Annotated in this window: 26 protein-coding genes, 2 tRNA genes and 1 other annotated feature; of the genes, 10 read left to right on the top strand and 18 right to left on the bottom strand. The window is 41.1% G+C overall.

The window, feature by feature from the left end; all coding sequences use genetic code 11:
- Positions 1 to 133 precede the first annotated feature (133 nt).
- The 12 genes from rplL to rsfS form a co-directional block, all read right to left on the bottom strand.
- Positions 134 to 526: a 50S ribosomal protein L7/L12 gene (gene rplL, locus AC2JBO_RS28140; RefSeq protein WP_496956931.1), complete on the bottom strand. Its 393-nt coding sequence runs from the start codon at positions 524 to 526 to the stop codon at positions 134 to 136.
- A 35-nt stretch (positions 527 to 561) separates the two neighbouring features.
- A complete protein-coding gene (gene rplJ, locus AC2JBO_RS28135) occupies positions 562 to 1,128 on the bottom strand; it encodes a 50S ribosomal protein L10 (protein WP_496956930.1) in 567 nt (188 codons plus the stop codon).
- 82 nt (positions 1,129 to 1,210) lie between these two features.
- Positions 1,211 to 1,406, bottom strand: a sequence feature (ribosomal protein L10 leader region).
- 77 nt (positions 1,407 to 1,483) lie between these two features.
- A complete protein-coding gene (gene rplA, locus AC2JBO_RS28130; protein ID WP_496956929.1) occupies positions 1,484 to 2,197 on the bottom strand; it encodes a 50S ribosomal protein L1 in 714 nt (237 codons plus the stop codon).
- Positions 2,198 to 2,345: 148 nt separating this feature from the next.
- Complete coding sequence (rplK, locus tag AC2JBO_RS28125; protein WP_496956928.1) at positions 2,346 to 2,771, bottom strand: 50S ribosomal protein L11; 426 nt, start codon at positions 2,769 to 2,771, stop codon at positions 2,346 to 2,348.
- Between the two features lie 6 nt (positions 2,772 to 2,777).
- A complete protein-coding gene (gene nusG / locus AC2JBO_RS28120) occupies positions 2,778 to 3,419 on the bottom strand; it encodes a transcription termination/antitermination protein NusG (protein WP_496956927.1) in 642 nt (213 codons plus the stop codon).
- Positions 3,416 to 3,640 carry a preprotein translocase subunit SecE gene (secE, locus tag AC2JBO_RS28115; RefSeq protein ID WP_496956926.1) on the bottom strand — a complete coding sequence of 75 codons (225 nt, stop codon included), beginning with the start codon at positions 3,638 to 3,640 and terminating at the stop codon, positions 3,416 to 3,418. The genes nusG and secE overlap by 4 nt, the downstream gene beginning before the upstream one ends.
- A 212-nt stretch (positions 3,641 to 3,852) precedes the next feature.
- Positions 3,853 to 3,925 (bottom strand) — tRNA-Trp (locus AC2JBO_RS28110).
- A gap of 138 nt (positions 3,926 to 4,063) precedes the next feature.
- Positions 4,064 to 4,426, bottom strand: a complete 363-nt coding sequence (gene rplS / locus AC2JBO_RS28105; protein ID WP_496956925.1) for a 50S ribosomal protein L19 — start codon at positions 4,424 to 4,426, stop codon at positions 4,064 to 4,066.
- A gap of 150 nt (positions 4,427 to 4,576) precedes the next feature.
- Positions 4,577 to 4,653, bottom strand: a tRNA-Met gene (locus AC2JBO_RS28100).
- Between the two features lie 42 nt (positions 4,654 to 4,695).
- On the bottom strand, positions 4,696 to 5,643 hold the full coding sequence (locus AC2JBO_RS28095; protein WP_496956924.1) for an asparaginase: 948 nt from the start codon (positions 5,641 to 5,643) through the stop codon (positions 4,696 to 4,698).
- A gap of 59 nt (positions 5,644 to 5,702) precedes the next feature.
- Positions 5,703 to 6,200 (bottom strand): CGLD27 family protein, encoded by a 498-nt coding sequence (locus AC2JBO_RS28090; protein WP_496956923.1) that lies wholly within the window; start codon positions 6,198 to 6,200, stop codon positions 5,703 to 5,705.
- A 24-nt stretch (positions 6,201 to 6,224) separates the two neighbouring features.
- Entirely contained in the window at positions 6,225 to 6,662 is a 438-nt protein-coding gene (rsfS, locus tag AC2JBO_RS28085; RefSeq protein WP_496956922.1) for a ribosome silencing factor, read from the bottom strand.
- A gap of 334 nt (positions 6,663 to 6,996) precedes the next feature.
- On the opposite strand from rsfS, the gene AC2JBO_RS28080 reads away from it, so the two are divergent.
- Entirely contained in the window at positions 6,997 to 7,476 is a 480-nt protein-coding gene (locus AC2JBO_RS28080) for a Tic20 family protein (protein ID WP_496956921.1), read from the top strand.
- Between the two features lie 5 nt (positions 7,477 to 7,481).
- Here the strand turns inward: AC2JBO_RS28080 and AC2JBO_RS28075 are convergent, their stop codons facing one another.
- Positions 7,482 to 8,255, bottom strand: coding sequence for a fumarylacetoacetate hydrolase family protein (locus AC2JBO_RS28075; protein ID WP_496956920.1), 774 nt, complete (start codon positions 8,253 to 8,255; stop codon positions 7,482 to 7,484).
- Between the two features lie 242 nt (positions 8,256 to 8,497).
- On the opposite strand from AC2JBO_RS28075, the gene rpsF reads away from it, so the two are divergent.
- Together rpsF and AC2JBO_RS28065 are read left to right on the top strand one after the other, a co-directional pair.
- Entirely contained in the window at positions 8,498 to 8,827 is a 330-nt protein-coding gene (rpsF, locus tag AC2JBO_RS28070) for a 30S ribosomal protein S6 (RefSeq protein WP_496956919.1), read from the top strand.
- 199 nt (positions 8,828 to 9,026) lie between these two features.
- On the top strand, positions 9,027 to 9,587 hold the full coding sequence (locus tag AC2JBO_RS28065) for an Npun_F5560 family protein (RefSeq protein ID WP_496956918.1): 561 nt from the start codon (positions 9,027 to 9,029) through the stop codon (positions 9,585 to 9,587).
- A gap of 215 nt (positions 9,588 to 9,802) precedes the next feature.
- Here the strand turns inward: AC2JBO_RS28065 and AC2JBO_RS28060 are convergent, their stop codons facing one another.
- Positions 9,803 to 10,180 carry an STAS domain-containing protein gene (locus tag AC2JBO_RS28060; protein WP_496956917.1) on the bottom strand — a complete coding sequence of 126 codons (378 nt, stop codon included), beginning with the start codon at positions 10,178 to 10,180 and terminating at the stop codon, positions 9,803 to 9,805.
- A gap of 645 nt (positions 10,181 to 10,825) precedes the next feature.
- On the opposite strand from AC2JBO_RS28060, the gene AC2JBO_RS28055 reads away from it, so the two are divergent.
- Positions 10,826 to 11,455, top strand: coding sequence for a DedA family protein (locus AC2JBO_RS28055; RefSeq protein ID WP_496956916.1), 630 nt, complete (start codon positions 10,826 to 10,828; stop codon positions 11,453 to 11,455).
- 467 nt (positions 11,456 to 11,922) lie between these two features.
- Here AC2JBO_RS28055 and AC2JBO_RS28050 read toward each other — a convergent pair whose 3' ends face one another.
- Positions 11,923 to 13,122 carry an argininosuccinate synthase gene (locus tag AC2JBO_RS28050; protein ID WP_496956915.1) on the bottom strand — a complete coding sequence of 400 codons (1,200 nt, stop codon included), beginning with the start codon at positions 13,120 to 13,122 and terminating at the stop codon, positions 11,923 to 11,925.
- Positions 13,123 to 13,232: 110 nt separating this feature from the next.
- On the opposite strand from AC2JBO_RS28050, the gene AC2JBO_RS28045 reads away from it, so the two are divergent.
- The 6 genes from AC2JBO_RS28045 (at position 13,233) to AC2JBO_RS28020 (ending at position 18,791) form a co-directional block, all read left to right on the top strand.
- The gene (locus AC2JBO_RS28045) at positions 13,233 to 14,294 is read left to right on the top strand and encodes a tellurite resistance TerB family protein (protein ID WP_496956914.1); all 1,062 of its coding nucleotides are present in this window, start codon (positions 13,233 to 13,235) and stop codon (positions 14,292 to 14,294) included.
- 403 nt (positions 14,295 to 14,697) lie between these two features.
- Positions 14,698 to 15,300, top strand: a complete 603-nt coding sequence (gene sodB, locus AC2JBO_RS28040; RefSeq protein WP_496956913.1) for a superoxide dismutase [Fe] — start codon at positions 14,698 to 14,700, stop codon at positions 15,298 to 15,300.
- Positions 15,301 to 15,412: 112 nt separating this feature from the next.
- Positions 15,413 to 15,619, top strand: coding sequence for a hypothetical protein (locus AC2JBO_RS28035; RefSeq protein ID WP_496956912.1), 207 nt, complete (start codon positions 15,413 to 15,415; stop codon positions 15,617 to 15,619).
- 80 nt (positions 15,620 to 15,699) lie between these two features.
- Positions 15,700 to 16,725 (top strand): phosphoribosylformylglycinamidine cyclo-ligase, encoded by a 1,026-nt coding sequence (purM, locus tag AC2JBO_RS28030; protein ID WP_496956911.1) that lies wholly within the window; start codon positions 15,700 to 15,702, stop codon positions 16,723 to 16,725.
- 488 nt (positions 16,726 to 17,213) lie between these two features.
- Positions 17,214 to 17,900 (top strand): PHP domain-containing protein, encoded by a 687-nt coding sequence (locus AC2JBO_RS28025; RefSeq protein ID WP_496956910.1) that lies wholly within the window; start codon positions 17,214 to 17,216, stop codon positions 17,898 to 17,900.
- A 99-nt stretch (positions 17,901 to 17,999) separates the two neighbouring features.
- Complete coding sequence (locus tag AC2JBO_RS28020; RefSeq protein WP_496956932.1) at positions 18,000 to 18,791, top strand: LmeA family phospholipid-binding protein; 792 nt, start codon at positions 18,000 to 18,002, stop codon at positions 18,789 to 18,791.
- Between the two features lie 38 nt (positions 18,792 to 18,829).
- Here AC2JBO_RS28020 and AC2JBO_RS28015 read toward each other — a convergent pair whose 3' ends face one another.
- The 3 genes from AC2JBO_RS28015 to AC2JBO_RS28005 all read right to left on the bottom strand — a co-directional run.
- A complete protein-coding gene (locus tag AC2JBO_RS28015; RefSeq protein ID WP_496956909.1) occupies positions 18,830 to 20,215 on the bottom strand; it encodes a UDP-glucose dehydrogenase family protein in 1,386 nt (461 codons plus the stop codon).
- 103 nt (positions 20,216 to 20,318) lie between these two features.
- Entirely contained in the window at positions 20,319 to 21,281 is a 963-nt protein-coding gene (locus AC2JBO_RS28010) for a UDP-glucuronic acid decarboxylase family protein (protein WP_496956908.1), read from the bottom strand.
- Between the two features lie 421 nt (positions 21,282 to 21,702).
- The coding region (locus AC2JBO_RS28005) for a universal stress protein (RefSeq protein WP_496956907.1) at positions 21,703 to 23,006 on the bottom strand (1,304 nt) is incomplete at its 5' end.

The following is a 23,006-nucleotide window of genomic DNA, read 5'->3' as shown; positions in this document are numbered from 1 at the left end:
GAACTGCGAATTGCGAATTGGAGGTGACGTAGTAGGTTTTAGCTTAACTTGACGCTAATGGCATCCTTGCCCGTTCCAGATGCAGGGCGGGCAGGGATGCCCGCTCCACAATGGCAGTAAGGCACCAGTACAATTACTTGACGGTAACTTTACCACCAGCTTCTTCGATGCGCTTCTTAGCATCTTCAGCTTTGTCTTTTGCAACTGCTTCAAATATTGCTTTCGGCGCCGCTTCTACTAAGTCTTTAGCTTCTTTCAAGCCTAAACCAGTTAATTCACGAACAATCTTGAGAATTGCAATCTTCTTATCAGCAGGTACGGAGTCAAGAATTGCATCGAATTCAGTTTGCTCTTCAACTGGTTCGGCAGCAGCAGCAGCACCGACACCGGGCATCATCATCATGCCACCAACAGGTGCCGCAGCGCTAACGCCAAACGCTTCTTCAATTTGCTTAACTAGTTCTGAAGCTTCAAGAAGTGTAAGACCTTTCAATTTATCTAAAATTTCATCGGTTGTAGCGGACATTTTTTAGTCTCCTCTAATTGTGATAGTTGATTTGCTTATTCAGCACTAGTTTCAGCGGCGCCTTCAGTAGCACCTTCTTTGTCTTTGTCAGCGTAAGCTTGCAAAGCACGTCCCAACGAACTTGGTACTTCGTTGATACCCACGGCAATTTTTGTCGCCAATGCGTTGATGGCACCTGCAATTTGCGCGATGAGCTGTTCCTTGGAAGGTAAATCTCCCAATGCTTTGACATCTGCTTCCTTAAGCAGCTTGCCTTCCATTACGCCACCACGAAGTGTGGTTTTATCCTTAGTGGCTTTTTGAAAGTCTTGATATGCTTTGATTGCTGATGAAAAATCTTCTTTTACCAGCAAAAAGGCATTAGAACCTTTGAGCAATTCTTCGAGCGGTTGCCATTTCTCATCATCTTTAATGGCAATGCCCATCAGGGTATTTTTTGTTACTTTACAAATCGTACCACTAGGGCGTAATTTGCGTCGTAAGTCAGTAATTTCAGCAACTGATAGCCCTTGATAATCAATGACTAGTGCCAAACTTGACTCACCCAAAGTCGCTTTTAGTTCACTGACAATTTCTCTTTTGTCCTCAACCGTTCTTCCCATTTTGCTTCACCTCCTTCCTTGGGTCTCAGATTTCCTTATACACGCGCGTCTCAATGAAGCATTGAAGCTACAAATTAAATGGCACTCAAACAATAAACCCCAGCTACCAATAGCCAGGGTTTTACATCAAGGTCGATTTTTATAATCGCATCAAGTACATTACAGTAACGCTTCACTTTAACAGCAAAACCAATTCTGTAAAAAATACTTAGACATAAACCTTGGCAGGAAATTAAGCAATTTGCACCTGCTGTCTCTGGCTACTTTTTTAGTTATGAGTGCGCTCGTGCGCTCGTGCTGAGTATAAAATAATATCTAATTTCTTAGCACTCAGCACTTTCTACTCAGCACTTTCTTAGGCTTCAGCTAATTTTAAATCGCGGAGGGAGTTAACATCAACTCGAATTGATGGTCCCATTGTTGAAGAAACGTACATGGTTCTCCAGTAACGACCTTTGGCACCGCTTGGACGGTTACGGTCGATAGTTTCTTGTAACGCCTTCAAGTTTATCAGTAAATCATCAGGTGTAAATGTCACCTTACCAAACATAACATGAACAATACCAGTTCTGTCTGCCCGGAATTCTAATTTACCAGCTTTGAACTCAGAAATCGCACCTGCTAAATCAAAAGTAACAGTACCACCTTTCGGCGAAGGCATTAAACCGCGCGGACCGAGCAATTTACCAAGCTTGGCAACCTGTGGCATCACATCAGGTGTCGCGATTAACTTGTCGAAATCCATCATCCCTTTTTGGATTTCATCAATTAGTTCTTCCGAACCAACAATATCGGCGCCAGCATTTGTTGCTTCTGTGACTTTTTCACCTCTTGCAATCACTGCGACTCGAACTTCGTTACCTGTCCCTTTAGGTAGCGCGACCGTTGTCCGCAATTGCTGGTCACTATATTTTGGATCAATTCCTAAACGGATATGAGCTTCTGCTGCTTCCGGAAATTTTGCTGTTGCGGTTTCCTTCAACAAAGCAAGCGCATCTAGCGGTGCATAGTCTTTATCTTCTACTAAAGCAAGCAAAGCCTGCATTCTACGTGATACTTTCTTAGCCATTTTTTTTCCCTCTTGGGGTCAACTACGAAGCAGGCGCCTCTCCCCCGATAAAATTTACTTCTGTCAAAATTAAAAAGCGATTAGAGTGAAGAGTTACTTTAAAGTTATGAATTCTTTTCTAACTCCGCGCCTCCGCGCCTCCTAACTTTTAATCTGTAACTGTGACACCCATGTTTTTAGCAGTACCAGCGATAATCTTCATTGCTGCATCAATATCGTTGGCATTGAGGTCGGGTAGTTTAGTTTGAGCAATTTCGCGCAACTGGTTTGTTGTAATTGAACCAACTTTCTTTTTATTCGGTTCGTTTGAGCCAGCTTCGATTTTTGCCGCTTTTTTAATTAGTATCGAAGCAGGAGGAGTTTTAAGAATAAACGTAAAACTCCGGTCTTCAAATACTGAAATCTCTACAGGAATTACCATTCCAGCTTGGTCTGCTGTTTTGGCGTTGTATTCCTTGCAGAACATCATAATGTTAACACCGTGTTGACCTAATGCAGGCCCCACTGGCGGCGCCGGGTTGGCTTTACCTGCGTTTAATGCCAACTTGATCACCGCTACGACTTTCTTCGCCATTTTGTTTTAGCTCTGTTTCTCTACCTGATTGAATTCTAATTCGACCGGCGTATCTCGTCCAAAAATTGAAAGTAGGGCTTTAAGTTTACTCCGTTCGGGGCTTACCTCAATAACCTCACCTTCAAAATCCTTAAATGGACCAGAAAGCACAACTATCTTATCACCCGTCGCCATATCAATTTTGACGACTTCCTGCTGCTCGATTTTCTGTTTAAAGATTCGCTCGACTTCAGAATGACTCAACGGTACAGGTTTAACGTGACCGCGACTTCTACCAGTTCCGCGTTTCTGCTCTGCCCCCACGAAATTAATTACGTGGGTAGTGTTGCGTACTACCTGCCAAACATCATCGCTCATGATCATCCTCACCAGCACATAACCTGGGAAGACTTTTTCCTCCGTTGGATGGCGACTACCATCTTTACGGATTTTGATCGTAGGTGTGTGTGGAATTTCCACCTCAAGTATTTTATCAGCTACATCAAATGTTTGAATGCGCTGCTCTAAGTTTGTTTTAACACGTTTTTCACAACCCGATGCGACTTGCACTGCATACCAGCGGGAAACTTTCTGGGAGGCATTATCTTGCCCAGAGTCCTCAGAGTGCAAACCTTGTTCGTTGTGACCTTCATCTGATACAGAAGTCATCCGAATACCTGTTGTGCGCCCCACGTAAAGAGTTTATCTACTAAAAATATTAACGCTGCTGAAAGTGTCACCATCAATAATACTGCGGCGGATTCACTAATCACTTGCTTACGGCTAGGCCAGACCACTTTATCAAATTCTTCTTTTGTGCCTTCGACGAATTTGTTTAAGCTGAATCCACTAGAAGTTTCTGTTATTTCCGCTTCATTTTTCTTAGTCACGGTCGGTCACCTCCCATATTGCTTAATCTATTATTGCTTAATCTATTTTTTGCGAATTGTAGTAGACATCCAATCAGCAATTGCAGCTCTAGCTCCTCATTTCAACTACGCGAAGCAAGAACTGCAATAATAAAAATTTTACCCGAAATACTCAAATCTAGCCGCAATTGCTGCAAGTTTGAACTTTAACGGATTAGAATTAATGTACTAAGCGCGCCCTGGAGGACTTGAACCCCCGACATCAGGTTTTGGAGACCTGCGTTCTACCAACTGAACTAAGAGCGCTTGTTTTGTCTTGAATTCAGTTATTGCGCTGAACTTTTATTATTATAACGCAATTTGGCATTTTTTCAAAAAAAATTGTCGAGGGAGCATTTAAGCGGCGCGACGCCGCTCTCTCTATAACAAACCATAAGCGGAGTGTTACAAAGAACGGTCAAACCGCTGCTTAATGCGGGTTGCCTTACCAACACGGTCTCTTAAGTAAAAAAGTTTGGCACGACGAACTTTACCACGACGAATAATCTTAATATTGTCGATGCGAGGCGAGTGAAGCAAGAATACTCGTTCGACACCAATACCTTGGAATACACGACGTACAGTAATAGTCTCGTTAATGCCACCGTTACGTTTGGCAATGACTACACCTTCATAAGGCTGAACACGGAATTTCTCGCCTTCTTTGATTTTCACACCGACTTTAACTGTATCCCCAACATAGATATCGGGTAAGTTGGATTTTAGCTGCTCCGCTTCGATTGAGCGGATAATTTCTTGAGCGTTCATTGTTTTACAGAAATCACAATCAATAATAATAAATCGCTAAACAACTTTTAGTCCAGCTTTTTCAAAACGTCGAAATCGAACGTTCTTCTACTTGTTCTTTTACTGAGGCAATAAAAAAACCCTGCGATTTCTCTTACAGGGTTTTTCATTTGGTGGCGGGAAGTGGATTTGAACCACTGACCTTCGGGTTATGAGCCCGACGAGCTACCAGGCTGCTCTATCCCGCGTCGTCTTTTTATAGTATATACCGAAGAATCCAAATTTGGCAACTACAAAAGCGATAATTCTCCAATTACTTCCAAACGCTTATACTGACCGATGTTCATAAATTTTTCTCCCATTGCTTGGGCACAAGAAGGAGAAATCCAACCCATTTGTTGAAGCAAATGAATTGCGGCGGCATTTCTGGCTCGTTTTGCTCCATCGATAACTTTAATCGCTAATCCCATGCCTTCGCCAAGCCTGCCAATGCACTGTACTCCTTCTGCTCCTGACTTGCTCACCAGTTCACCTGGAGTTAGGCGCATCAATTCAGTGTCAAATTCGGAATCGCCAGCGACCATAACTGGGTGATGCGTCATCGCGCGGACTATCCGCTCCATATCTAAGTTGCTGCGAAGAGCTAGCTTCGCGTACAAATGAGCCATTTGTGTCAACTGCAACAAATATGTTGGAACTCCACAGTCATCACGAACACTAATAAATTCATCAGCTGGCATACGTAGCAATTCTGCTACCTTCCCAATAATTAACTGTTGAACTGGATGCTTACGTTCTAAATAGCTATTTAAAGGATAATGAAGTAGCTGGCAAACTGCTAGCATCCCCGCATGTTTACCAGAGCAATTGTATTGTAAACGACTTTGCTTTCCTTCGGGAACTGGACATTGTAATGCACTTGGGTCAATATCCGCACGCCAAAGAATATTAAAAACTTGTCGCACCTGCTCAACAGTACCTTTGTGCGAACTAGTAATAATAGCTAAATCTTTATCGCTTAAGTCATAACGTTCGAGAGTCCCCGTAGTAGTAACACACAGTGCTTGAAAAGGCTTAAGCGCCGAGCGAACAAAGGTAGCAGTTTCAGCATTACCTGCAACTGACAAAACTCTCCCTCGTTCATCCGACACTACGGCTTGAACTATGTGTCGAGATTCGATAATTCCTTCCCGTAGCAACCTGACTTCTAATGCTGCGGCTTGAGTTCTTTTTGCCATTGCTGCTTCTGTTAAATTACTAGCTATAATCTGCTAGCTGATATTTATGAGTTATAAATTTATAAAATCTGCCAAACTATAGTACCAGCAATGTACAACACAGCCAACAGAGCAAACGTCACTTGAAGGCGCCGCAAAATCGGTTGAATTTGATATGCCACTATTAAACGGTCGCGCGCTAATATCTCTTCTGGCTTCGCCCAAGTTTGACCGTCATACCACCCAGATTCTTCATAGAATATTACCGGACTGAAAAGGCGGTCGCGCACGTATGACCATCCCAAGTACAAACGCACTAAAATAAGTACAACACCAATACTAGCTCCGGCAGAGGCGCCGAGAAGAAACTGGGCGATATATTTGTGAGGAGGGAAACTAGCAGCGGACAGTGGTCCTGCAATTAGCCAAGATAAACCATAAATCCAAGCAATTCTAATCACGTACTGACTTAAAGAAGCCGTACAATCGCTGAACAACCAAGCCGACTTTAACTGTTCATACTCGTTAACAGGTTGTTGCTCGGTTGGAACTGGACATGAAACCGAAGACTTAGTCATGGCTTAATCCTCACGCGCGTTCCTTCACTCTTTTGTAAACTCAATGCGTTCCGCATGACCCCAAAAAGCTTCTAAATTATAAAATTCGCGTTCTTTTGGCATCATAACGTGAACAATGACATCACCATAGTCATAAAGCACCCAATTTCCTTCCTCTCTCCCTTCGATCCGCAGAGGAGCGCGCTGCATTTCAAGCTTAATCTGCTCTTCGACTGCATCCGCAATTGCTCGAACCTGTACTCTCGAATAGCCAGTTGCCACCACAAAATAATCAGCAATATAGGAAACGTCTGCTAGTCTCAGCAGCACAACATCTCCTGCTTTGCGGTCTTCAGCGGCATAAGCTGCTTTGAACGCAAGCTGTGTGGCATCATCATCATGATCTAATTGAGTGGCATCAAACGGACTATTTGTCACTGCTACAGACTTTAATGGGAAGTTTTCTTGAGAATAATCCGACATTCAACTTTCGCTCAGTATTTACTCTTGTTTTAGGGCAGGTTTTAACTTTTCAAAACAATTAACGACTATTAACTACTAAACAGTAATAAAATTACTGAATGGTTTTTTTGAATACTAACAAAAAAAAAGCCTGTCGCGCGTTGTTTTGTCACGCCCGAAGTAAAATCAACACGCTTTGTCTATTGTTGAAGCGTAGTCAGACACTCGTCTTTGTGTTTACGTTTGAAAAAGGCGCCCCCATACACGGATGCTCCCGCTCTTCATCGCTTGTCTTGAATGTCATGCGTTATTCTAGATGTACATAACATTACTGTAAAATATCGGAGAACATCGCATGAGTTGGCGCGGCTCGACAACGGGAAAAGACCGTGTTTTAGCTTGTTTACCTTATTTGCTACCTTTAGTCGAAGTATTGCCCCTCGGTATTTCATTATTATTTCAGTTTGCGCCTCTACGTGTACCTATATCCATAGTTTTAACAGCTTATGGTATGATTGAGCAGTCATTTTTCGGGCTAGGTGGTTTAATTATATTTTTTGCATTGTTCATGCTGGTAGTACGAAACGAACGAGTGCCTCATTTCATTCGTTTTAATACAATGCAAGCAATTCTTTTAGGTATCGTAATTACTTTATGCGAGATATTACTTAAATTAATTAGTCTAATAGGCAACAATTTTACTACCCAAACTTTACAAACAACTATTTTTCTTGGCATCGTTGCTGCATCTGTATATTCGGTTGTGCAATCTCTGTTTGGACGTTACGCAGAAATTCCAGCAATTTCAGATGCAGTGTACATGCAAGTGCGTTAGGTTAATCAACGCGCTGCCACCGTATTTTCTAAACGCCCAATTCCTTCGATTTCAACGCGTACACGGTCACCTAATTGCAGCGAACCAACTCCATGCGGTGTACCCGTCAGCACAATATCACCAGGTAATAATGTCATTACTTGGCTGATATATGAAACCAAATAATCTGGCGAAAATACCATTTGGTCGATACATGCTGATTGTACTGGTTTGGCATCATCATTCAAAAAAGTTTGCAAGCGCGCGCCTGGGTTGATTTCCCGCACAATCCAAGGACCAAGTGGGCAGAAGCTGTCAAACCCCTTTGCTCGTGTCCATTGCCCATCTTTAGACTGCAAATCTCGTGCTGTTACATCATTCGCGATTGTATAGCCCCAAATTTTAGCACTCGCTTCTTCTGGTGTACAGCTTACCGCATGGGCGCCTATTACCAACGCTAACTCTCCCTCATAATCTACATGCTGCGATTGAGGAGGATACATAATCTCTTCAAAAGAGGCGATGATTGTTGTCGGGGGCTTAATGAATATTAGCGGTTCTGATGGTACTGGAGTACCCATTTCGGCTGCATGATCAGCGTAATTTTTACCTACCGCAACAATTTTAGAGGGAGCGCAAGGAGCAAGTATTTGATAACTCTCCGGCGCCAATATTGAATCCGTGGGTTGTCCTAGCATCCAAGGTGGTGCGTCCAATAAAACCACGTCAAGGGATAACTGGAGTAAACCATAGTAAATTTGACCTTCATGATTTTGAACTCGCACGTAGCGCTGTGCCATAACTAATATCCTTGCTTCTCACGCCCAAAGTTATAAAGGCAAACAGCAGTTCGCTTTTGATTTATTTTAAGCAAAGCAAACGTGTACTTAAGCGCGCCTCTATGTAAGAGTAGCACGCAACTGCTTACCGATAGAGTTATAGCAGCGCGCAAAAAGCTGATATGATAGTAATTCCTTGCTGCTTTTTTCCGCTCGCGGGTCAATAAAAGCAGCCACCCTGTCCACAAGGAGACTATATAATTATGCAAACTGTTTACGAAACAATGTACATTCTTCGTCCCGACCTTGGAGACGAGCAAGTAGAACAAAATGTCAGCAAGTACCAAAACATACTCCAAGAACAAGGTGCTGAAGACATTGAAATTCAAAATCGTGGCAAGCGTCGTCTCGCTTATGAAATTGGTAAGCACCGGGATGGTGTCTACGTTCAAATGAACTACACAAAAGGTGGAAAAGCTATCGCACCTCTCGAACGCGCGATGCGTTTGAGCGAAGAGGTAATTCGTTACCTTACCATTAAACAAGATGTTAAACCTGTAGAAACTACGCAGACTGTAGAGGAAGCAGATTAATACTAGGTATTAATTCGGTAATACTCCTTATTTATTTCATAAATAGGGAGTATTTAGCTAAATCTTGCAATCAGTGTTTCGCAGTATATACCCAGTACTTTATACATATGCTACATTATTCTTTACTTGCCACTTCTGTTGACCGCAGTTATACCTGAATCAGTGGTAAAGTTTTTTAATGTAAGCAAATTTTAATACTGTGAGCCAAACTGATAATTCCACAATCCAAGCTCTTTCTACGGAAGTATCGAAGCTGCGTCAAGATTTGCAGCTTCGTGACCAACTCGTGCAACAACTGTCACAAGAACTGTTTCGGTTGGTAAAAGGCAACACAAACTTTATGCCAGGTCTGGAAGTGTCGGAGCGTCATCAAACTCAAATTCAAACGCTGCGAGAACAATTACAGGCAGTCGAGCAGCAAGTTACATTTTATCAAGATCAAATTACCGAACGCGACACAGAAATTTACCAGTTGCGGCAAACGGTTCAAGAACTAACTGACCGTAGTCGGATGTTAGAACAGGTTGTGCAGGAACTACCACAAATTTATCGTCGTAAATTTGAGGAACGTATGGCGCCAGTACGTGATAAAGTCGCAACACTACAACGTGAAAATCGGCAATTGCAAGCTGAACTTCAGAGCGTTAGTTACCGTCTTGCTCTTAAAACACGCACAGCAACGCATAGCGGTATAGACCTACCTAATTTTCCGCGTTTGTCATCCCCCGATGGAAATATGTCTACAGTTCCGAATGTATAGATTTAGCTTTCTTATAAAAACTAAAACTTCAGCTAGCAGAACAATAATTATTACCTTAAATCCAGATATAGTAACTCAAGCGAGCCGTAAGTAATGGTGCCAAAGCTAGTTTTAAGCAATCACTAACATAAGAATCAGACCATCCTACGGTTTCTCACGTTGAGCTAAAAGAAAAAATATATTGTTTGACAGTTTGCAATGTAATCGTATCTACATTAAGGCATTGTGGCTAAAGTTTCATCATCTACAACTGGTATCGTTATGATGGCATCTTCGTAAGAGTTGTAAATTTCAAACACTGAATCAAGTTGGGTAAGCTCCAAAACTAACCTTACAGGAGTTTGAACATTACAAAGAACTAAACGACAACCATGTTGACGCGCGGTTTTCAAACCATTGACTAGTGGAACTAATCCAGAGCTATCCATAAAGTTTACAGATGCTAAGTCTATTACCCAAAGTTGATTAGGATTTGGGTTAATTTGACTCATCTTTTCTTTTAAATCAATACCACTTTGCGAGTCAATACGTCCACAAGGTTTGAGCAAAACAACTTGAGATGTCGAAGAATCAGATGTACTAGATATAGTCATAAATTTGATTGGGTAGTTGAAACACGTAAAAAACAAAAAATTGACATAAAAACTACTTTCCTCGCAACCCTACAATAACTAACTTACTCAGTAATTCTGAGCTATGCTACACAGGTTAAACGAAGAACATCAGTATCCATGTCGTATAAATTGTATTTACTCCTCTCAATATACGCATAAGGCGCCAACGAATTCAGTAGCATTGGTATCTTTTACGATATTTTTATAATTTACAAGTACTTTCGTAAATTTTTTATAAATATCTATAAGAATTTTGTCAAAAATTTACGAATAAATCCTGTGATATATCTATAATCAGTATCTTTTGACTAAATTAAGTTATAATAAGTACATATATTATCAAGAAGTGTTTACGTAAAAACTTCAAATTTTTCAATAACTTTCTGCTTATCTCAGTAGCATATTTATATTTATTGAATCAATTATTACCTATGACCTCAGTAGTAAGTAATATAATAAATTTAAATAATAGTAATTAATAATACATATATAAGATAAGCTTTTTGTACTAATCAAATCGTCGTCACTTTCAATGTGATTGGCTGCATAGCTTTGATTGACACTATTAGTCAAAAACAGTCAAGATATAAGAAAGGTAAAAAAATGTAAAGAAAACTGTCGTAAATGTCATTAGAATTTATTTCACTAGAGAATATTCAAGAACTTGCCCACCATTATGGTTACTGGGCGATTTTTGTAGGTATATTGTTGGAAAACCTAGGTATTCCAATTCCGGGAGAGACAGTAACGCTAGTTGGAGGTTTTTTAGCGGGTAGTAATGAACTGTACTACTGGTTTGTCTTAGCTGATGCAGTTGTAGGCGCCACGATTGGTGGAATTTGCGGTTATTGGATTGGACGTGTTGGTGGTTGGTCGTTGTTAGTACGGTTTGGTAAGTTACTGCGTATTTCAGAACCGCGAATATTAAGTATCAAAGATAAATTTAGTGAAAACAGCACTAAAGCTGTATTTTTCGGGAGATTTTTTGCTTTATTGCGAATTTTCTCGGCGCCGCTCGCTGGTATAGTCGGGATGCCATTTGGCAAATTCTTTCTAGTAAATATAGCAGGAGCGAGTATTTGGGGAAGTGTGATGGTAACACTGGCTTATTTTGCGGGTAAAGTTGTCTCGCTAGAACAACTAGTCGCTTGGGTTAGTCAGTTTGCACTTTTAGCCCTGTTAATTTTAGCGGCAGTTATATTTATTCCTTTATGGCTTGAATCTCGACAAGAAAAAATTAGCAGTGGAGAATAGGTCTGGCAACGGATACAACGGATGTAACGGATAAGTTATTAGTTAAAGACAATGATGGTTGTTTAAATTAACCTATACGTTACATCTGTTCGTCATCTTTTGCCAATTTCTTTCCAATCAAAATTAATTAAAGAAAGCACTAATAGTAAAATTTATAATCATTATCAAGTTTAAGCAAGAAAAAGCCAGGTATAGATTATATCCTCTAGGAAAATAGACAACCGTGCCAAAATTCCTAGAGGATAAGTCAGATATAAATATCCTTTAGTACTCCATGTCGTTAAATTTGGTAGATAGGAAGATTGGCAACCGCTGACAACTCATGATGGCAATAACAGGATGGTTGATTTTAATTAGGACGGTGCGTGAAGGCTACCAGTACTGCGCTTCGTTTTAAAATTTTGGTAGCCTTCACGCACCCTACTTTTGTAACTAATAACTTATCCGTTACATCCGTTGCAAATCATTTATTGCCCTGTTTGTGACCAAACGCGCGTTGGTAGTCCCCAAACATAGATAAAGCCTTCAGCAGCTTTATGGTCGAACTGGTCTTCGGCGCCGTATGTCGCGAGGTCTGGAGTGTATAAAGTATTTTCTGAGCGGCGCCCAACAATTGTGGCGTTGCCTTTGAATAGCTTCAACCGTACTGTACCAGATACACGCTCTTGAGTTTGCTGAATAAACGCATCAAGTGCAGTTTTTAACGGGCTGTACCACAAGCCGTTATAAACTATTTGTGTATAAGTTTGCTCAATTCCTCTTTTATACTGCGTAACATCAGCAGTTAAAGTCAAACTTTCTAAATCACGATGAGCATTGATTAGCACAATCATTGCTGGAGATTCATAAATTTCCCGTGATTTTATACCGACTAGACGGTTTTCAATCATATCAATTCGCCCAATACCGTGGTTGCCCGCAGTTATATTAAGCGCTTCGATTAACTCAACTGGATTTTTCGGTTGACCGTTAATGCTGACGGGAATTCCTTTTACAAATCCAATTTCAATATATTCTGGCTCGTTGGGAGTATACTCTATTGCCTTGGTCATTTCGTAAATTTCTTCGGGAGGCTCCATTGCTGGGTCTTCCAATACACCCGCCTCGATACTCCGACCAAGTAAGTTTTTGTCAATACTATATGGGGAAGATTTTTTGACTGGTGCAGGAATACCGAAACGTTCCCCATATGCTATCGTCTCTTCCCTACTCATTCCCCACTCACGCGCAGGCGCCAAAATTTTTAGGTTAGGATTTAGAGCAGCAGTTGAAACGTCAAAGCGCACTTGGTCGTTACCTTTACCAGTACAACCATGTGCAATTGCGTCAGCACCATATTTTTCAGCAACCTCAACTAATATTTTTGCAATTAGCGGACGTGCGAGGGCAGTTCCCAGAGGATAACGATTCTCATATAATGCGTTGGCTTGAATTGCACCAAAAGCATAGTCTTTGACAAAACTATCCTTAACGTCCACCACTAGCGATTCGCTTGCACCCGATTTTAATGCTTTTTCACGAATTGGTTCTAGTTCATCACCCTGTCCTAAGTCAGCAGCAAGAGTTATTACCTCTTCTACACCCCATTCTTGCTTAAGGTAGGGAATACATACTGAAGTATCTACCCCACCTGAATACGCTAAAACAACCTTCTTTGCGCGACCCATTCTTTTCTCCAACTTTCTCCGATTGGTATAAATACCGAGTCAATATTATCCGATGATTTAGGCAATGGGGGATAGTAAATTATTTAATAGTTCGTTACATAGGAGTAACTATGGGTAAGTACGATAAAATTTTCCTGTCGGATGAAGTCTCTCAAGAGTTGCTGAGCCCAGAAGAAGCAGTTGCAGCTATTGCCATCGTGACAACGGCAGCTGACTTAAAGCTTGAAAATGTTGATATCGAAATGCTCATAGATACTCTCTGGGGTTTCGAGGTGTTCGAGGAATATGAAGACAGCGATTTAGAAGAAATTATCATTAAGTTAATCGCGGTTGCTGAAAACGAAGGGTTAGGCGCCTTATTCAATGCTGCTTCTGAGTCACTTTCCGATGAAATTGTTCTTGATGGGTTTGCAGCAGGAGTTAGTGTTTTGGTATCGGAGGATGATATCGCTATTCCCAAAGCCAAAATGCCTTTACTCAAGCAGCTACAGGCAGTTTTAGAAGTTGAGGACTCTGAAGCTCTTGAAGTTATCGAAGAAGTATTAACCGCTTTTGAAGAAGTTGATGAGGAAGTCGTAGGTGATGAAACAATTACTACCGACTTTGACGAAGAGACTTATGAATCTCCCGAAGGTAATTTTATACTACCCGTTCCAGTAACTGCTGAAGCAGGTGGTAAAATCAATTCTTCAGAAGGAACGGTCGGTTTTTCTGACAACTTTGGTACTTTATTGAGAATCGACTATTACTTTATTCCGCCCGAACAGCTAGAAGAAATTGAATCTATTGCGAATCAGCAGTACTTTCAATCAGTACTGTTAGATAAGTATATTCCTCAATCAATAGTAGCTTATTTACATGAAGCGACTGTTGAATTTACTGAATACCTTGACTCGGAAATAAACTCCGGTGCCTATTTTGCGCTGGTCAATATGCCTGGTGGCTCAACGATATCTAAGCAAGAAAACAATGGTCATCCTCAAAGGCTTAATGCATATCGCGGCATAATCATTTTTCAACAAGACGACTTTATATACATAGTTAGTAGTCAACGCAGTTTCTTCGATGGCGAAACTCCTGGCTCCATCCAAAACGAAGCCCAGACTATCAAAGCAAATCTCCTAGCTTTTATCGACACCATCGAATTTACTAACAATTCGATGGTTAGTTGACAAATTATATTTACCACAGAGACGGTAGAGACCGAATTAATTCGGTCTCTACACACACAGAAAATTTAGTATATTCTTCTGTGTTAAATCTGGGCTTCTATGGTAACTACATCTAATTGCATAAGTATTTTAAATCAATAAAGCATATGAAGATAATTATTATTTAACAAAAACTATATACTTTCTCATGCCACAGGCACATTTAAAAAATCTGTTTCTGTGTGAAGCTCAGTTGTGTAAACGCCGAAAAATGACGCTAATTGGACAAAAGCTTGTAAAATCAAAATATTAAGTTTTATGACAAGCGTGTCGGGTACGGTAGTGCAGCAATTGCACGATATCAGTACTCAGGATTAGTCTGGAAACCCTAAACTTAAAAACGGTAAAGAGAGGATTTCACGAAATGGTATTTCAACAACAACCACTTCCCTTTGCAATCGATGCGCTTGAGCCATACGGCATGAAAGCTGAAACCTTTGAATATCACTATGGCAAGCATCACAAAGCTTATGTAGATAATCTCAACAAGTTGGTTGAAGGTACAGATTTAGCGAACAAGTCACTTGAAGAGGTAATTCAAGCTTCATTTAAAGACTCCTCGAAAGCAGGCATTTTTAACAATGCAGCCCAAGTCTGGAACCATACATTCTTCTGGAACTCCTTAAAACCCGCAGGTGGTGGCGCCCCCACAGGTTCACTTGCAAGCAGAATCGAAAAAGACTTTGGCAGCTACGACAAGTTTGCTGAAGAATTCTCGAACGCTGCTGCAACTCAATTTGGTAGCGGTTGGGCTTGGTTAATTGATGACGGTGGCAAGCTCTCCGTTCTAAAAACACCAAACGCCGAAAACCCCCTCGCACATGGTAAAAAAGCGTTGTTAACTCTCGATGTCTGGGAACACGCATACTACATTGATTTCAAGAATGCTCGTCCAGCATTTATCAAGAACTTCCTTGAGAAGTTAGTGAACTGGGAATTTGTATCCCATAATCTAGCTGCCGCTTAATTGCATTCCTTATTATGAAGATGTAGAGACGTTACACGTAACGTCTCTACGTCCCAAAATGCATAATCTAAAATCCAAAATCTATTCATGTCCCAAAGGGAAAATCTAAATAATGGATAGTAAAGATATCGCGCGTTACATCGAAGCAACAGACGGCGCCTCAAAACCCTGGCTGTTAGTTCAACTACGACTCAAGAAACTGACCGAGCGTCGTGCGTCCATTTCTCACGAAGAATATGTTAAAGAACTAGAAGATATTCACCAAGACATGATGAAGTTAGGTGAATGGTGGCGTGGAAGAGAAAGCGAAGTTTTTTGAGTTTGTTAAAAAAAAGTTAAAAGTGATATTCGTGTGATGGTAGCCTAGTAAGCGTGGATTGATAACGGTGTTTAGGCGAAATGGATTACCGCGAGGCTGGGGTTGATGTTGAAGCTGGTCGTGCTTTTGTAAATCAAATTCGGAATTTGGTTCACAGTACGTTTAGACCTGAAGTAATAGGGGGGTTAGGAGGTTTTGGCGGTTGCTTTCAATTGCCAGTTGGTTATAAGGAGCCTGTATTGGTATCAGGAACCGATGGTGTTGGCACTAAGCTCAAAATCGCTCACACTCTCAACCGTCACGATACAGTTGGTGTTGATTTAGTTGCGATGTGTGTAAATGATGTATTGACATCTGGCGCCGAACCCTTATTTTTTCTAGATTATGTGGCAACAGGGAAGTTAAACGAACAACAATTAACTGACGTGGTGGCAGGAATTGCCGATGGATGTAAGCAAGCTGGTTGTGCGCTACTTGGTGGTGAAACAGCGGAAATGCCAGGATTTTACCAAGCTGGTGAATATGATTTAGCTGGTTTCTGTGTGGGAATTGTCGAAAAAAGTTTGATGTTGGATACTTCACAGGTACAAGTTGGAGATATTGCAGTTGCACTTGAGAGTACTGGTGTTCACAGTAATGGTTATAGCTTGGTACGAAAAATTATTAGTGATAAGGGCTTGATGTGGGATGATAAGCCCGACATGCTTGGTGGCAAGACATTAGGTGAAGTTTTTCTGACTCCGACTAGAATCTACGTTCAACCAATATTGTCCGCGCGTGCTTCTGGATTACAAATTCACGGGATGGCACATATCACAGGTGGTGGGCTACCAGAAAATTTACCGCGCTGTTTAGGTGAAGGTCAAGCGATTAAAATCGAACCAAATTGGACTATTCCCCCTGTATTTGAATGGTTAGCATATAGCGGAGAAGTTAGTCAAAGCGCAATGCACAATACTTTTAATATGGGAGTTGGGTTTGTAGTTATAGTCCCACCCGAGCAAGCAGAGCAAACAATTAGTTACTTTGCTTCACACAACATTACGGCTTTTACAATTGGAGAAGTAATTTCCGGTTCTGGTGAATTAATCGGTATACCTAGCTAACACGCACGTTAATAAGTAATCGATTTATACATACTGAAAAATTTTTAGATATATTTTCCTAAGTACTTTTTTGTGATTGTATTTGAGAAAACTCAGTTTAGAAATAGTTTATCAATTTCTTAGACTGTCTCTTTATTGTCAGAGTCCCTTCAACACTTACTTTTGCAACATGTGCCGCTTCAAAATCGCGTTGACGTTGTATGCATAAGATGTATTGAATTAAACAATTACATTTTCACAACTACCTGTGAATTTCACGGAGAGCCTGTAGATCGAATTCTCACTTTCATTGATATAACCAATCGAAAATACTCATGACTATAAGGCTTGAAATTTGCTAACGTAGTCTTAACATATTGAAAAAAACTGCCATAGTTGGTTACAAAATCACTCTTTACACCAATAAGTAGTGTTAAAGCTGACAGTCGGCTCTAAAAGGTGTATCTAAAAGTAAAAATAAATACTATTTAACTTAAATAGAAGAGGCTATGATTGTAAATTTTGCTCGTACAATTGCATCGAAACAGCTTTTAAAGGGAGTGTTCCAGAACATCAACGCTTCATCTTGCCCTTTATCTTATAACTTTCACATGCATACAGTTTACTCTGATGGTAAATTGCAGCCGAGTGCGTTGATAGAACAATCGATAGTACACGGTTTGAAGGGGCTAGCTATTACTGACCACCACGCAATCGGTGGTTATGAAGCTGCGCTTTTGTGGCTCGAAGATTTTCGATGGAAGAACCCAGGAACTTCTACTCCGCATTTGTGGAGCGGTGTAGAAATTAATGCCAATTTATTAGGCGCCGAGGTTCACATTTTAGGTTACGCATTTGATACTGAACACCCAAGCATGAAACCATATATTCAGCGGCGATGTGTTACAGGTGAAGAATATGAAGCGCAAAATGTGATTGCTGCGATTCATGAAGCTGATGGACTTGCAGTACTCGCACACCCAGCACGATACCGCAAACCTTTGTTTGAGTTGATCCCCGAAGCTGCCAAACTCGGAATCGACGCAGTAGAAGCTTTCTACGCTTACAACAACCCCAAACCTTGGAAACCCAGCACAATTGAAACCGAACAAGTACTTCGTCTTGCCGGAGAATACAATTTGTATACTACCTGCGGCACTGATACACACGGTTTGAGTTTATTGCAACGCTTATAATTTTTAAATACGCATGGCAACAATTCCGACCGACGCTGCTGGTTTTATTGTAAATATTTTGTTACAAAAAGACATAGAAGTATAAATACAATCATGCAAATGTTCGGCGGACTTACTGGTTCAACAGATTCAAAAGGCACTGACTGGGGAGAGCGAATGCTCAACACAGTTGCGAGTCAGACTATTCGCCATTTGTTCACCAAAAGTGAGTCGGTGGAAGTCTCTGTACGTTGTTTTCCTTCAAGCAAGCTATTGCAAGGCAGTATTGATAGTTTCAAGATGAGCGGACGGGGTTTAGTAATTCGTAAAGATTTTGCGGTTAAAGAGATGTCGTTTGAAACCGATGCGGTTGCAATTGATTTTAGCTCGGTGCTGAGTGGAAAGCTGCAACTCAAACAACCTACACAAGCAGTCGCGCAGGTTATTTTATCGGAAACTGGTATAAATCAAGCTTTTGGTGCGGAACTTGTAAAGAAACGCTTAAATAATCTTTCATTACCGCAATTAACAGAGTTATCGGGGGGTAAACCAGTTTCGTTCGCGGATATTCAGGTTGAACTATTACCAGAGAATTGTTTAAAGATTTTTGCAAAGGCTGATTTTAGTGATGGCGCCATACCCATCATTATGACTGTTACTATTGGCATTTTAAAGCGGCGCCGTGTTTCGTTTCAAAATCCAGAAATAGAACTCGATACTGTACCAGAAAGGCAAAGAGAATCTTCAAAAACTTTAGGATTGGCACTGGCGGAAATCTTGGACAATATGGTAGATTTAGACCGCTTTGACTTAGATGGAGTAAAAATGCGGCTGAATCGCTTGGAAACAGAGGGTAAAAACTTAATTTTTAGTGGTTACGCCGAAATAGAACGAATTCCTAGTACAGGATGATTGAGTAAGGTGGGCACTGCCCACCCTACTGGTAAAATCTAGCGTCCGACACCGAGATATTGGAAACCAGCTTTTTTCATTGTTTCAGGGTCGAGGAAATTACGACCGTCAATGATTACGGGGTGACTCATCAACTTCGCCATCTTCGCATAATCTAAAGTGTTGAACTGTTGCCATTCAGTTACTAGTACTAAAGCATCACAGCCATCAGCAAGACGTTCAGCGTCAGTTTCAACTAATACACCTGAAAGACCGTGACGCATTCCAGTTTGAGAAACAATCGGGTCGTATGCTTTGACTTTGGCACCAAGACGGTTGAGTTGCTCAATTAAATTTAGCGCGGGTGCATCGCGTAAATCGTCGGTATCAGGTTTAAATGTTAGACCTAGTAATCCTACGGTCTTACCTTTAAGAATTTTTAGAGCTTGTTGAAGTTTTTCTAACGCAATTAAACGCTGACGTTCGTTAACGCTAACAGCAGCTTTGAGCAGTTGAGCTTCATAACCGTAGTCATCAGCAGTGTGAATTAGCGCACTTACATCTTTGGGGAAACATGAACCACCCCAGCCAATACCAGCGTTAAGGAACTTGCTACCAATACGCGAATCCAAACCAATACCTTTTGCAACTTGAGTTACATCGGCGCCAACACGGTCGCAAATGTTAGCAACTTCGTTAATGAAGCTGATTTTGGTTGCTAAGAAAGCGTTAGCAGCATATTTAATCATTTCTGCCGAACTGAGGTCTGTTGCGAGTACAGATACAGGTGGTAATGATTTATCTTCGGCAAATTGACGCTCGACAATAGGAGCATAAAGCTGTTTCATAAATCCAATTGCTCTTGGGCTGTTACCACCAAGTACAATTCGGTCGGGGTTGAAGGTGTCATAAACAGCAGAACCTTCGCGCAAGAATTCGGGGTTGCTTATGACATCGAAGTCTGCAACTTCGGGCAACCTTTCTGCTGGTGCGCTTCCTGCTGTTACTAATTGTTTTTGACGTTCAGCAAGACCGTCAAGAACAATCATTCGTACCCAGTCACCTGAACCAATAGGTACTGTTGATTTGTTAACAATTACTTTGTAACCACCATTTAAATTGGCGCCAATAGAGCGGGCAACTGCTTCAACGTAGCGGGTATCGCTTTCACCGTTAGGTAACGGAGGTGTACCAACAGCAATAAATAAAATTTCACCGTGTGCAACTCCAGCAGCAATATCGGTACTAAACTCAATTTTTCCCGATTGAATTGCTGATTGCATAATATCTGAAAGTCCGGGTTCAAAAATCGGAGACTGACCGCCTTTCATTATTTTGACTTTTTCTTCGTTGTTGTCTATACAGATGACATCATGCCCAATATGCGCCAAGCAAGCACCTGTAACCAATCCAACGTAACCAGTACCAATCACACAAACACGCATTTCGTTCAATTCCTCATTTTAGGGTAGTATATAAAACTGCCTATATAACTAAGCAGCTTTGAAATTAATTGGGCTTTGCGATCTTGAGCGCAACTGAAAATTATTAGCTATGACTGCCAACCATAACTGAATCGGTATTCTTGCCCATACGAGTTCGGAAATCTTCTACTGTCAGTTTTAACCCTTCAGCAAGAGGAACGGTAGGTTCCCAATCCAATAAAGTCTTAGCTTTGGTAATATCGGGACGGCGCCGACGTGGGTCATCAGAAGGTAAAGGTTCAAAGTTAATCTCTGCATTTGGATTAATCATGTCTCTAACCGCTTCTGCCAGTTGTAAGATGGTATATTCTCCGGGGTTTCCGATATTAACAGGACCAACATAGTCACTGTTCATCAAACGGATAAATCCTTCGATTAAATCCGAAGCGTAGCAGAAACTGCGAGTTTGAGAACCATCGCCGTATACGGTTAAAGGCTTACCCTGTAGTGCTTGTACAATAAAGTTACTTACAACACGACCGTCATTTTCCAGCATTCGTGGACCGTATGTGTTGAAAATACGAACTACTCGCACATCAACTTTATTTTGACGGTAGTAATCAAACGCTAGAGTCTCGGCAATACGCTTACCTTCGTCATAACACGCGCGTAAACCAATCGGATTAACATTACCCCGGTACTCTTCGCTTTGTGGATGTACGTCAGGGTCTCCATAAACTTCACTAGTCGAAGCTAAGAAAAATCTTGCTTTCACACGCTTGGCCAATCCCAACATATTCAGAGTTCCCATGACGTTCGTTTTCACGGTTTTCACAGGATTGTACTGGTAATGTACTGGCGATGCTGGACAAGCTAAGTGGTAGATTTGGTCTACTTCCAACCTAATTGGTTCTGTTATGTCGTGGCGAATGAGTTCAAAGTTAGGATTATCCAACCATTGGAGGATATTACGCTTGTTACCAGTGTAAAAATTATCCAGACAAATAACTTCATGTCCAGCAGTCATAAGTCTGTCAATCAAATGGGAACCGAGGAACCCAGCTCCGCCCGTCACCAAAATTCTCATACTTATCCTATGGTTAGAGATATTTCCAATTTGTCAATGCGCTTGTATATAGAGTACCCAGCACTAACCCAAAAAATTCATCACTAACAAAATTTGTCAGTAATTTTTCGCTTACTTGTCTTTTTTTTGCCAAAAGGGTGTATGCAGTTCGATCTACTTGTCGTAAATGCCACTTGCAAAATAACAAATATACTTGGGATAAAATAAAGTAAAATTCAAGATTCACACAATCTTCAAAAATACTTAACTTTTTTTACTATATGCTGAACCAACTAGAAATTGGTGCCAATAAGGGCTTGACAATGTAGTGCTGAGTGCTGAGTGCTGAGTTAGAAGTTAGAAGTTAGAAGTTAGAAGTTAGGAGTTATAGTTTACTACTCAGCACTTTTTACTCAGCACTCAGCACTTTTTACTCAGCACTCTATACAACAGCAGTAGTACTAGCGACTTCAGCGGGGAAAGTTGCGGGTTGCGCGCGTTGGGGTTCTCCAAGCATAATTATTGAACATGTTAGCTGGCGTGCTAGCTGTGTTGTGACATCGCTGATTGCTAGACCGCCTGGAATTGTATGATTACGTATAAAAGGTAATACAACCAGGTCATATAGCCGTGCGGCTTGGAGAATTGCCTGCGCGACATTTTCATGGGCGATAATTTGAACTTCTGGTGGATTGGAAAGCGCTAATTTTGATACGAGTAATCCTAACTGTGAACGCAACGCGGCAATCTTGCTCGAAGGAAGGCGCCGTTCACACACATTTAAAACAGTGATTTGTGCTTCTGTAGCCTCTGCTAATATATGAGCAAACTGCACGGGTTGTAATACAGGCGCCATCAAATTTTCGACTGGTACTAAAATACGTTGAATTTTTCTAGGTGACTCAACTAAACGGGTAACAGCAACAGGACAGTGTGATGCCCAAAGTACACTGTCTATAACATTTCCAAACAGCTTTGCTCGTATACCAGTACGTTTTCCCCATCCCATTACAATCAAATTAGCTTTCTGTTCGCGCGCAGCTCTACTAATTCCTTGTGCAAAAGCATCATCAATACGCAGTAATGGTTCAGATTCAACGTCAAGAGCTTTTGAGACAGCATTGGCTTTAGCTAATAACCTTTCACTACGCTCTAATGATGCTTCTAAACGTGGTGCATCCATTTGCGCGGGAGCTGTCGCAATTGCCAGGGGAACTATTTTGCCGTTTGCTTGCTGTGCTAACAAAGCAGCTATTTCAATCAAGTGCTGCTGAGTATGAGGATTATAAACAGGCACAACGATTGTTAATCGATTAGTACTCTGTGGAGTGGATGGACTCAAAGGGGCAACGGGATGTACTTTGGCTTTCGATGTATTTAAACCAACTGCCACCCGACTCGTAATCAACGGTCCGATTGTTGAAGTTACGAGCATTAAAATAATTATGCTATTCAATACTGGCTGAGTTAGCAAACCTGCTTTATAGCCTACAAGTGTTGCCGCTAATGTAGCACCTACTTGTGGTATCGATAATGACCACATTGTTATAGCTTCTCGCCAGTTATACTGGTATAGTAATTTTGCTATTACTGCCGCAATTAATTTGCTGGCGATTAAACCCGCAACAATAAAAATAGTTAGTTTTAATGTACTAATGCTTTGAGCAAATCCAGGTAAATCAACCATTAAACCTAGATCAACGAAGAAAATAGGGATAAATAAAACGCTACCAACAGATACAACTT

Source organism: Calothrix sp. CBUCES-K 9914 (assembly GCF_059640475.1).
This window is presented reverse-complemented; position numbering and strand designations above follow the sequence as displayed.